Annotated in this window: 8 protein-coding genes; all 8 read right to left on the bottom strand. The window is 70.1% G+C overall.

Going from position 1 to position 11,549, the window contains the following annotated elements; all coding sequences use genetic code 11:
- Positions 1 to 158: 158 nt before the first annotated feature.
- On the bottom strand, positions 159 to 935 hold the full coding sequence (gene tpiA / locus ACFXJ5_RS15640) for a triose-phosphate isomerase (protein ID WP_384630911.1): 777 nt from the start codon (positions 933 to 935) through the stop codon (positions 159 to 161).
- 5 nt (positions 936 to 940) lie between these two features.
- Entirely contained in the window at positions 941 to 2,152 is a 1,212-nt protein-coding gene (locus ACFXJ5_RS15635) for a phosphoglycerate kinase (protein WP_384630910.1), read from the bottom strand.
- 85 nt (positions 2,153 to 2,237) lie between these two features.
- Positions 2,238 to 3,242: a type I glyceraldehyde-3-phosphate dehydrogenase gene (gene gap, locus ACFXJ5_RS15630; protein ID WP_384630909.1), complete on the bottom strand. Its 1,005-nt coding sequence runs from the start codon at positions 3,240 to 3,242 to the stop codon at positions 2,238 to 2,240.
- A gap of 232 nt (positions 3,243 to 3,474) precedes the next feature.
- Positions 3,475 to 6,426 carry a M14 family zinc carboxypeptidase gene (locus ACFXJ5_RS15625; RefSeq protein WP_384630908.1) on the bottom strand — a complete coding sequence of 984 codons (2,952 nt, stop codon included), beginning with the start codon at positions 6,424 to 6,426 and terminating at the stop codon, positions 3,475 to 3,477.
- A gap of 148 nt (positions 6,427 to 6,574) precedes the next feature.
- Positions 6,575 to 7,564: a DNA-binding protein WhiA gene (gene whiA / locus ACFXJ5_RS15620; protein ID WP_384630907.1), complete on the bottom strand. Its 990-nt coding sequence runs from the start codon at positions 7,562 to 7,564 to the stop codon at positions 6,575 to 6,577.
- Positions 7,555 to 8,568: a uridine diphosphate-N-acetylglucosamine-binding protein YvcK gene (locus tag ACFXJ5_RS15615; protein ID WP_384630906.1), complete on the bottom strand. Its 1,014-nt coding sequence runs from the start codon at positions 8,566 to 8,568 to the stop codon at positions 7,555 to 7,557. Before ACFXJ5_RS15615 ends, whiA begins: the two co-directional genes overlap by 10 nt.
- A complete protein-coding gene (rapZ, locus tag ACFXJ5_RS15610) occupies positions 8,565 to 9,488 on the bottom strand; it encodes an RNase adapter RapZ (RefSeq protein WP_384630905.1) in 924 nt (307 codons plus the stop codon). The genes ACFXJ5_RS15615 and rapZ overlap by 4 nt, the downstream gene beginning before the upstream one ends.
- Positions 9,485 to 11,518, bottom strand: coding sequence for an excinuclease ABC subunit UvrC (gene uvrC / locus ACFXJ5_RS15605; RefSeq protein ID WP_384630904.1), 2,034 nt, complete (start codon positions 11,516 to 11,518; stop codon positions 9,485 to 9,487). Before uvrC ends, rapZ begins: the two co-directional genes overlap by 4 nt.
- Positions 11,519 to 11,549: the final 31 nt, after the last annotated feature.

Below are 11,549 nucleotides of genomic sequence, written 5' to 3'. Positions count from 1 at the left end.
GGCTTATGACTTTGTGGGCTTTGTACACCCCGATTACCACACCAGCACAAACTCTCGCGGTCACTGGTGTACGACGGCTTGGGGCCGGGGGGCCGGACGGTGGTCCGCCCCCGACAGCCTACTTCCCTCACAGGGGGTGAGGGTACTGACCGCTCGCCTTACTGATCGCGGAAGCGGACGATCTTGACGAACTCCTCCGCGTCCAGCGCCGCGCCGCCGACCAGGGCGCCGTCGACATCCGGCTGCGCCATGATCGCGGCGACGTTGCCGGCCTTGACCGAGCCGCCGTACTGGATACGGACCGCGTCCGCCAGCTCCTGGCTGTAGAGCTCGGCCAGCCGGCCGCGGATCGCCCCGCAGACCTCCTGGGCGTCCTCGGGGGTGGCGACCTCGCCGGTGCCGATGGCCCACACGGGCTCGTACGCGATGACGATGCTCTCGGCCTGCTCGGCCGGGATGTCCTTGAGCGCGCCGTCGACCTGGGCGAGGGTGTGTGCGACCTGGTTGCCCGCCTTGCGGACCTCCAGGCCCTCGCCGACGCACAGGATCGGGGTGAGGCCGTGCCGGTACGCGGCCTTGACCTTGGCGTTGATCAGCGGCTCGTCCTCGTGGTGGTACTGGCGGCGCTCGGAGTGCCCGATGGCCACGTACGTGCACTTCAGCTTGGCGAGCATGGAGCCGGAGATCTCGCCGGTGTACGCGCCGGCGTCGTGCGCCGAGAGGTCCTGGGCGCCGTACTTGATCTTCAGCTTGTCGCCGTCGACCAGGGTCTGGACGGACCGCAGGTCGGTGTAGGGCGGCAGGACGGCGACCTCGACGGCGTCGTAGTCCTTGTCGGTGAGCGCGAAGGCGAGCTTCTGGGTGTGGGCGATGGCCTCGAGGTGGTTGAGGTTCATCTTCCAGTTGCCCGCCATGAGCGGCGTACGGGTGGTCATTGAGGTCAGTCCTCCAGTGCGGCGAGGCCGGGGAGCGTCTTGCCCTCGAGGTATTCGAGGCTGGCGCCGCCGCCGGTCGAGATGTGGCCGAATGCGTTCTCGTCGAAGCCGAGGATGCGTACGGCCGCGGCCGAGTCGCCGCCGCCGACCACGGTGAACGCTGGGGTGTCGATCAGCGCCTGGGCGACCGCACGGGTGCCCTCGGCGAAGTCGGGGTGCTCGAAGACGCCCATCGGGCCGTTCCAGAACACGGTGGCCGCGTCGGCGAGCTTCGAGGCGAACAGCTTGCGGGACTCCGGACCGATGTCCAGGCCCATCAGGTCACCGGGGATCGCCTCGGCGGAAACCGTCACCGGGTGGGTCGCGACCGGGTTCTTCAGGTCGGGGAAGCCGTCGGTGGCCACGACGTCGACCGGGAGCACGAACTCCACGCCCTGGGCCTTGGCGCGCTGGAGGTACTCCTTGACCGCCGGGATCTGGTCCTCCTGCAGCAGACTGCCGCCGACCTCGTGGCCCTGGGCTTTGAGGAAGGTGAACATCATGCCGCCGCCGATCAGGATCCGGTCGGCCTTGCCCAGCAGGTGGTCGATCACCCCGAGCTTGTCGGAGACCTTCGAGCCGCCGAGCACCACCACGTACGGACGCGCCACGTCCTCGGTGAGCTTCTTCAGCACCCCGACCTCGGTGGCGATCAGCCCGCCCGCGGCGTGCGGGAGACGTGCCGGCAGGTCGTACACCGAGGCGTGCTTGCGGTGCACCGCGCCGAAGCCGTCACCGACGTACGCGTCCGCGAGCGCGGCCAGCTGGTCGGCGAAGGCGCCGCGCTCGGCGTCGTCCTTGGCGGTCTCGCCCGCGTTGAAGCGCAGGTTCTCCAGGAGTACGACCTCGCCCTCGGCCAGCGCGGACACGGCGGCCTGGGCGCTCTCACCGACGGTGTCGGTGGCGAACACGACGTCCTTGTCGAGCAGTTCGCCCAGCCGCTTGGCGACCGGCGCGAGCGAGAACTGGGGGTCGGGCGCACCCTTGGGGCGGCCCAGGTGCGAGGCGACGATCACCTTGGCGCCGGCGGTGGCGAGCTTGGCGATGGTCGGCACGGCGGCGCGGATGCGGCCGTCGTCGGTGATCGTGTCACCGGAAAGAGGGACGTTGAGGTCGGCGCGGACGAACACCCGCTTGCCCGCGACGCCTTCGTCGAGGAGGTCTTCGATCGTCTTCATCCATGGCTCCTAGGTCATGGGACAGGGCCCGGACGACTCTGGTGTCGTCCGGACCCTGTCCTCATCGCATCGTGCTGCGCGTTGCTTAGAGCTGGCCGCCGATGAAGGTGGTCAGGTCGACGAGGCGGTTGGAGTAACCCCACTCGTTGTCGTACCAGCCGATGACCTTGACGCTCTTCCCCTGGACCATGGTCAGGAGGGAGTCGAAGGTGCAGGACGCCGGCTGGTTGACGATGTCCGAGGACACGATCGGGTCCTCGGTGTACTCCAGCAGACCCTTGAGCTGGCCCTCAGCCGCCTTCTGGAACGCGGCGTTGACCTCGTCCTTGGTGACCTCGCGCTCCAGCTCGACGACCAGGTCGGTGACCGAGCCGGTCGGGACCGGGACGCGCATCGCGATGCCGTCGAGCTTGCCCGCCAGCTCCGGGATCACCAGCGCGGTGGCCTTCGCGGCACCGGTGGTGGTCGGGATGATGTTCTCGGCGGCGGCACGCGCACGGCGCAGGTCGCTGTGCGGGAAGTCCAGGATGCGCTGGTCGTTGGTGTAGGCGTGGACCGTGGTCATCAGGCCCTTGACGATGCCGAAGTTCTCCAGCAGCACCTTCGCCATCGGCGCCACACAGTTGGTGGTGCACGAGGCGTTGGAGATGATGTGGTGGCTGGCGGCGTCGTACTTGTCGTTGTTGACGCCCATCACGATCGTGATGTCCTCGCCCTTGGCGGGCGCGGAGATGATGACCTTCTTGGCACCACCCGTGATGTGCTTGCCGGCGGCCTCGCCACTGGTGAAGATGCCGGTCGACTCGATGACGATGTCGACGCCCAGCTCACCCCACGGGATGTCGGACGGGTTGCGCTCCGACAGCACCTTGATGGTGTGGCCGTCCACGGTGATGGTGTCGGCGGTGTGGCTCACCTCGGCCTTGAGGCGGCCCAGGATGGTGTCGTACTTGAGCAGGTGCGCGGTGGTCGCCGTGTCACCCAGGTCGTTGACAGCCACGATCTCAATGTCCGCACCCTGCTCCAGGGCGGCACGGAAGAAGTTGCGACCGATGCGACCAAAGCCGTTGATGCCTACGCGGATCGTCACGAACCGATCTCCTCGCTGATTCGCCGGATTCCATTCCGGCTGCGACGTATGGGATGTCCCCGACCAAGGACGACCCTACCTCGCCCGGGAGCCCCGGGTGACATCAGGCGGGCCGGTGAAACGGTGGCCTGTCCCCCTACTGGGCGGTAGGGGGACAGGCAGCTTCTCAGGGGCACCTCGGGCGGGCCTCGGGCCGCCTTCAGATGCGCCTCAGGTGCGCCTGAGGTGCACCTCAGGTGCGCAGTGCCGCCAGTGCCTTGGCGATCAACGCGGCGCGGTCCGAGCTGCCGGGGACGTGTTCCAGTCCGAATCCGAGCAGCACGGTGTCGTGCGTCGTGACCGCCGCGTAGGTCGTGAACAGCGCGCCCGCGCGGCCCCAGTCGCCGTCGGTGGCCGGGCTTCCGGCCGGCGGGCCGGGCACCGTCCAGTCACCGAGGGAGGTTTCGAAGCCTTCGGCCTGCTGCTCGGTTCCGCCCACCGCGAGCCGCGCGTCGTCCGCAAAGACGCCGTGGCCGCCGCTGCCGGGGTCGGTGATGTAGCTGAGCGACAGCTCGACCTTGGTGCCCGCGTAGGCGCTCAGGTCGAACGCGGCCTGCTGCCAGCCCTCGGAGGAGCCGGTGAAGCTGTTCCAGGCCCCGGTGGTGCCGGTGGCCGTGCAGCCGTCGGCCCCCGGCGTCAGGTAGTGGGTCAGGAAGGGGTGCTCGCCGATGAAGAAGCCCGCCTCGCACTCCGTGGGTACGGCGGTGCTGGTGGCGCCGCCGGCCTCGGGCAGGGTGGTCCAGTCGTCGGCGCCGGCGGTGTGCGCTTCGAGCACCGCGTGGTCGTAACCGGGCTCGGTGTCCCAGCTGAGCGCGAGCCGCAGTTCGGGGTGGTCCGCCGCGCTCACCGCGGTGAGGTCGACGGTGCGGGACAGGCGCTTCCAGTCGTTGTCCGTGTGCGTTGCGGCGGCCATCCACTGGCCTTCGTACGGCGTGTACGGATTGACCACGCCGGCGTAGCTGCCCGCCTGGGCGCTCTCGAACTGCGGGTAGTCCGCGGCGGGGAGGGTGTCGGAGGTGACGGTGTAGGCGCCGGCGGCGTCCAGCGGGTTGTCCGAGGCGGCGCCGAGCGGGGCGGTGAGGCCGGCGAGCGCTCCGCTGCCGGTGAGGCCGGTGGCGCCGGACGTCGACGTACGGGAGTACGCGCCGAGGTAGTACTGGCTGAAGTCGTTGGTCGAGGCGCGGCCGACGACGGCGGAGCCGCCCGCCCGCTCCCCGGCCTCGATCAGCTTGCCGCCCTCGTTGAGGAAGTCGCGGATCGCGAGCTGGGTGTCGCCGCCCGGCACCTTGGCGCCGGTGTAGTGGACGACGGTCCGGAAGTGGCTGAGTACGCCGAGCGGGGACGGGGCACCCTGGGCGGCGACGTCCCAGACGACGGCGCTGCGGCCGTTGGCCTTGAGGGCGTCGACGTATTCCTGGGCGTGTACGGCCCCGGCGCCCTCTTCGGCGATCACCAGGGTGTTCGCCTTGGCGCGGGCGGCCACGGTGTAGGTGAAGGGGTCGCTGGAGGTGGGTTTGCCGCTCTTCGTACGGCCGGTGAACCACACCTTGACCGTGGCGCCGGTGCGGGCGCCCTCGACGTCGGCCCGGTATTCGTCGAAGCGGAGGTTGTCCTGGCCGCCGTAGGTCTCGCCGCCCTTCCAGGCCTTGAGGCGGGCGGTGTGGGTGCGGCCGCCGTCGACGCTGTAGTTGAGCGTCTTGCCGGTGACGGACTTGCGTACGGTCACCGAGACTTCCTGGTCGGCGCCGCGCGCGTAGGAGGTGGTGAAGGCGGCCGGGGTGAAGTCGGGGGCCTCGGTGCCGGTCACGGAGACGGGCTGGTCGGGGTGGGCGGCGGTTTCGGCGACGGCGAGGGCGAAGGGGATGTTCTTGGCGAACTCGTCCTGGATCAGGGTCTCGTCGTCGGGGTAGTTGAAGACGGACTCGCAGTCCTCCGGGTTCCACGCGTCGGAGGGGTCGATGTTCGAAGCCGTCTGGCAGGTGCTCATCTCCGGGGTGAACATCATCATCCCGTTGACGTTGGCGGCATGGCCGTCGGCCTCGCCGTTGGTGGTGTAGAGCTCCGAGGAGACCTGCGGGTAATAGCCCGGGATCGCGGAGTTGCCGGGGGTGCCGGCGAGCGCCTTGTAGAGCACGTCGTCCGGGGTCGGTGTGGCGACCTGCCAGCCCACGCCGTACAGCAACAGCTCGGCCGCCGAGTGGTAGTTGACGCCGTAGTCGAAGCCGATGCGCTTCTCGAAGCGGTCGAGCGCCTTGGTCTCGGGCTCGGATCCGGGGCTCGCGCCGCGGTAGGTCTCGCTCGCGGGGCTGGGCGACGAGCCCTCGTCGTCGTAGCCCCACTTATAGGCGAAGTTGCGGTTGAGGTCGACGCCGTCGCCGCTGGTGATGACGCCGTCGCCGTTGACGTCGCGGAGGTTCTTGCGCCAGAGCCGGTCGCCGTCGGGGTTGTGGGTCCAGTCGTAGCCGTCGGGGTTGGCGGAGATCACGAACCACAGCTCGGTGGAGTCCACGATCTTCGTGATCCGCTGGTCCTTGCCGTAGTTGTCCAGGTAGTAGTGGAGCAGCCGCCGGGTCATCTCGGGCGTGATCCACTCGCGGGCGTGCTGGTTGGACAGGTACAGGACCGACGGCTTCGCGCCGTCCTTGGTCTTCCTGGCGCCCTTGGTGAGCTTGACGGCGAGGATGTCCTGGCCGGTCAGCGTCTTGCCGATGGAGACGACCTTGGTGAGATCCGGGTGGGCCTGCCCGGTCTTGACGATCTCCTCCTCGATGCCGCCCGCGCCGCTGTACGGACGGAAGACGCCGTCGCCGGCGGCCTGGATGCGGGCCTCGGCCTTCGCGGAGACGGTGTGCTCGGCGAGGTCCACGCCCTTCTTCTCCAGGTCACGCGCCTGGGCGTCGGTGAGGTAGAGCTCGACGCGCGCGGTGCCCTTCGCGGGCGGCTGGTTGGCCAGCTCGTCGCCGTCCTGACCGGCCGCCAGGAGCAGCGGTATCTGCTCGCGGGTGACGTCGGCGTCGAAGACCTTGATGGCGTCCGCGCCGGAGTCGGACGCGGTCGCGGCCCCTGCCTGGTTGAGCGGCGCCGCGATGACCCCTCCCAGTAACAGCGCGCCGGCGACGAGTATCGATCTTGTCCTGCGTCCCATGAGCCCCCCTTGCGATGGCGTGCACCTTCCGTGCACGGTCAGTCGCCAGGCTTCTGGGTCTACATGGTCATGTCAATACCGCGATTTTACGGAACAGCGGGCCGCCGGCGCCCCGACCGGGCGCCGACGGAGGGAGCTGCGGCTGCGCTCAGCCGACCAGGTTGTCCGCCATGTCGTCGGTCAGGTTGGACTCCGTGCTGGGGATGCCGAGGTCCTGGGCGCGCTTGTCGGCCATGGCGAGGAGGCGGCGAATGCGGCCGGCGACGGCGTCCTTGGTCAGTGGGGGCTCGGCCAGAGAGCCGAGCTCCTCCAGCGAGGCCTGCTTGTGGTCCATACGGAGCCGGCCGGCGGCGGCCAGGTGCTCGGGCACCTCGTCGCCGAGGATCTCCAGCGCCCGCTGGACCCGCGCGCCGGCGGCGACCGCGGCCCGGGCGGAGCGGCGCAGGTTCGCGTCGTCGAAGTTGGCGAGGCGGTTCGCCGTCGCGCGGACCTCCCGGCGCATGCGGCGCTCCTCCCAGGCGAGCACCGACTCGTGCGCGCCGAGCCGGGTGAGGAGCGCGCCGATCGCGTCGCCGTCCCGGACCACGACCCGGTCGACGTTACGGACCTCGCGCGCCTTGGCCGCGATCTGGAGCCGGCGGGCGGCGCCCACGAGCGCCAGGGCGGCCTCCGGCCCGGGGCAGGTGACCTCCAGGGAGGAGGACCGGCCGGGCTCCGTGAGCGAGCCGTGGGCGAGAAACGCACCGCGCCATGCCGCCTCGGCGTCGCACGTGGCGCCGGAGACGACCTGCGGCGGAAGGCCCCGGATCGGGCGCCCGCGACCGTCGACAAGCCCCGTCTGGCGGGCGAGCTGATCGCCGCCGGCGACGACCCGGACAACGTAACGGCTGCCGCGCCGAAGGCCGCCGGGGGCCATGACCACCAGGTCGGAGGCGTGCCCGAAGATCTCCAGGATGTCCTTGCGGAGCCGCCGCGCCGCGATCCCCGTGTCGAGTTCCGCCTCGATCACGATGCGGCCGGACACCAGATGCAGTCCGCCCGCGAAACGCAGGATCGCCGAAACCTCCGCCTTGCGGCAGCAGGTCCGGGTGACGGGAAGCCGGGAAATCTCGTCCTTCACCGCTGCCGTCATCGCCATGGGCCGATCCTTCCATGCATACGAAAAATCCGGTCGTACGCGGCAGCCAGGAGTTCCGGGTCGTGTCGCGGCCCGTCGGGGGCGGCGACCCGGGCCAGCTCCACCGTGCCGGACAACCGCTGGACGGCCTCGGCGAGGCTGTCGCGGTCGGGCACGGCGGCCTCGTCGGCCAGCACCACGTCGATGGTGAGTTTAGGGGCGTGTCGGGCCAAAACCTCCACGTGACGCTGCGGAGAAAATCCCTCGGTCTCGCCGGGCTGCGGCGCGAGGTTCAGCGCGAGCACCTTGCGGGCCCGGGTCTCCATCAGCGCGCAGACCAGGTCCGGCACCAGCAGATGCGGCATGACGGACGAGAACCACGACCCCGGCCCCAGCACCACCCAGTCGGCGTCGAGCACGGCCTGCACGGCCTCCGGCACAGCCGGCGGATCGGCCGGTACGAGCTGGACTTCCTGCACGTCACCGGGGGTGAGGGCGACATTGGCCTGGCCCCGGATCATGGTGATGTCGTCCGGCTTCCCGGGGTCGTGGCCGCGTACCGAAGCGGTCAGCTCCAGTGGCACCGAGGACATCGGCAGCACCCGTCCGTGGGCGCCGAGCAGCCGCCCGACCCACTCCAGGGCGGCGACCGGATCGCCGAGCTGTTCCCACAGCGCGACGATCAGCAGATTGCCCACCGCATGGCCGTGGAGATCACCCTCGCTGGTGAACCGGTGCTGGATGACGCTGGCCCAGGTCTGGCCCCACTCGTCGTCCCCGCACAGCGCGGCAAGCGCTTTCCGGAGGTCGCCCGGCGGCAGGACGCCCAACTCCTCCCGGAGCCGGCCACTGGACCCGCCGTCGTCGGCGACGGTGACGACGGCGGTCAGATCCTGGGAGATACGGCGGAGCGCGGAGAGCGAGGCGGCCAGTCCATGGCCGCCGCCCAGCGCCACCACCTTGGGTGTCGCCCCTGACCCCGAGCGACGTGCGGAACGGCGCAGGAACCGTGCCGTCTTGATCACTCGCGCCCCATGTCGCGGTGGACGATCACGGTCTCCACGCCGTCGGCGGACAGCCGGGCGGCCAGCCGCTCGGACATGGCCACACTGCGGTGCTTGCCGCCGGTGCAGCCGACCGCGATGGTGACGTAACGCTTGCCCTCGCGCCGGTAGCCGGCGTTGATGATGTGCAGCAGCTCGGCGTAGCGGTCCAGGAACTCCTTGGCGCCGGGCTGGTTGAAGACGTACGTCGCGACCTCGTCGTTGAGGCCGGTGAACGGGCGCAGCTCGGGCACCCAGTGCGGGTTGGGCAGGAAGCGGCAGTCCGCGACCAGGTCGGCGTCGACCGGCAGGCCGTACTTGAAGCCGAAGGACATGACCGTGGCGCGCAGCTCGGGCTCCTCCTCGCCGGCGAACTGGGCGTCCATCTTGGCGCGCAGCTCGTGGACGTTGAGGGCGGAGGTGTCGATGACCAGGTCGGCGTCGCCGCGCAGCTCGCTGAGCAGCTCGCGTTCCTTCTCGATGCCGTCGACGATCCGGCCGTCGCCCTGCAGCGGGTGCGGGCGGCGTACGGACTCGAAGCGGCGTACCAGCGTGTCGTCGGAGGCCTCCAGGAACAGCACACGGCGCTTGACGCCCTTGGCGTCGAGGTCGGCGAGCGATTCGCGGAGGTTGTCGAAGAAGCGCCGGCCGCGGACGTCCACGACGACCGCGATGCGGGCGACGTTGCCCTGGGAGCGGGCGCCGAGGTCGACCATGGTGGGGATGAGGGCGGGTGGCAGGTTGTCCACCACGAACCAGCCGAGGTCCTCCAGGCATTTGGCCGCGTGGCTGCGGCCGGCGCCGGACATCCCAGAAATGATCACGAGCTCGGGGATGGCTTCCGCCGCCTCGCTCGCTCCACCGGTTGTCACCTGTTCTCCGCCTCCGTCGTTCTCGTTCATGTGCCTTTCCCCCGTTCCGGCGGGGCGGCCGCCGTTCCGGCCGTCCCCTCATCTTCAATGATCTCTCCTGTGGCGGTGTTCACCGCAGGGCCGGCGGGTGCCGCCCCGGCCAGCGCCGCGAGCACCGTCTCCGCGGTACGCCGCCCGACGCCCGGCACCTCGCAGAGCTGGTCGACGGTCGCCGTACGCAGCCGCTTGAGCGAGCCGAAGTGCTTGAGCAGGGCCTGCCTGCGGGTCTCCCCCAGGCCGGGTACCGAGTCCAGGGCGCCGGTCTTCATCGACTTGGAGCGCTTGCTGCGCTGGTAGGCGATGGCGAAGCGGTGTGCCTCGTCGCGTACCCGCTGGAGCAGGTAGAGGCCTTCGCTGGTGCGGGGCAGGATGACCGGGTCGTCGTCGCCGGGCAGCCAGACCTCCTCCAGGCGCTTGGCGAGGCCGCAGACCGCGACGTCCTCGATGCCCAGCTCGTCCAGGGCCCGCTTGGCGGCGGCGACCTGCGGCTGCCCGCCGTCGACCACGACGAGCTGCGGCGGGTAGGCGAACTTGCGGGGCTTGCCGGTGTCGGGGTCGATGGGGCCGCTGACAGGGGCCGTGACGTCCTCGCCGTCACCGTCCACCCACTCCCCGGTCTTCTGCATCTCCTGCACATAGCGGCGGAAACGCCGGGAGACGACCTCGTGCATGGACCGGACGTCATCCTGACCTGCGAAGCCCTTGATCTGGAAGCGACGGTACTCGCTCTTGCGGGCGAGCCCGTCCTCGAAGACCACCATCGACGCGACCACGTCATCGCCCTGGAGGTGGGAGATGTCGAAGCACTCGATGCGCAGCGGCGCCGTGTCCAGGTCCAGGGCCTCGGCGATCTCCTCCAGGGCGCGGGAGCGGGTGGTGAGGTCGGAGGCGCGCTTGGTCTTGTGCAGCGCGAGCGCCTGCTGGGCGTTGCGCTGCACGGTGGCCATCAGGTCCTTCTTGTCGCCGCGCTGCGGTATCCGCAGGCTGACCTGCGATCCGCGCCGGTCGCTGAGCCATTCCTGCACCGGCTCGTACGGCTCCGGCAGGGCCGGGACCAGCACCTCGCGCGGCACGGCGTCGCCCTTCTCCTCGCCGTACAGCTGCTGGAGGGCGTGCTCGACCAGTCCGGCGGTGCCGACCTCCTCGACCTTGTCGGTGACCCAGCCGCGCTGGCCGCGCACCCGGCCGCCGCGGACGTGGAAGATCTGGACGGCGGCTTCGAGTTCGTCCTCGGCGACGGCGATCAGGTCGGCGTCGGTGGCGTCGGCGAGGACGACGGCCTGCTTCTCCATCGCGCGCTTGAGCGCCTCGATGTCGTCGCGGAGCCGGGCCGCCTTCTCGTACTCCATCTCGGCGGCCGCGTCCTTCATCTGCTGTTCCAGGCGGCGCAGATACGTGCCGGTGCGGCCGGCCATGAAGTCGCAGAACTCGTCGGCCAGTTCGCGGTGCTCCTCGGGGGTGACCCGGCCGACGCAGGGCGCGGAGCACTTGCCGATGTAGCCGAGCAGGCAGGGCCGGCCGATCTGCGCCGAGCGCTTGAACACCCCGGCGGAGCAGGTCCGTACGGGGAAGACGCGCAGCAGCAGGTCGACGGTCTCGCGGATGGCCCACGCATGGGCGTACGGACCGAAGTAGCGCACGCCCTTGCGCTTGGGGCCGCGCATCACCTGGACGCGCGGGAACTCCTCGCCCAGGGTGACCGCGAGCGACGGATAGCTCTTGTCGTCGCGGTACTTGACGTTGAAGCGCGGGTCGAACTCCTTGATCCAGGAGTACTCCAGCTGGAGCGCCTCGACCTCGGTGCCGACCACCGTCCACTCGACGGAGGAGGCGGTGGTGACCATGGTGCGGGTGCGCTGATGGAGATTCGCGAGGTCCTGGAAGTATGAGGAAAGGCGGGAGCGCAGGCTCTTCGCCTTCCCGACGTAGATCACCCGGCCGTACTCGTCCCGGAACCTGTAGACGCCGGGGCTGTCCGGAATCTGACCCGGCTTGGGGCGGTAGCTGGATGGATCGGCCATGCTCCCACCCTACTGACTGGGGATGACAATC

It is taken from the genome of Streptomyces sp. NPDC059373 (assembly GCF_042751495.1).
Classification (GTDB): Bacteria; Actinomycetota; Actinomycetes; order Streptomycetales; family Streptomycetaceae; genus Actinacidiphila.
The sequence above is the reverse complement of the archived record's forward strand: the minus strand, read 5'-3'. Positions and strand labels throughout refer to the sequence as shown.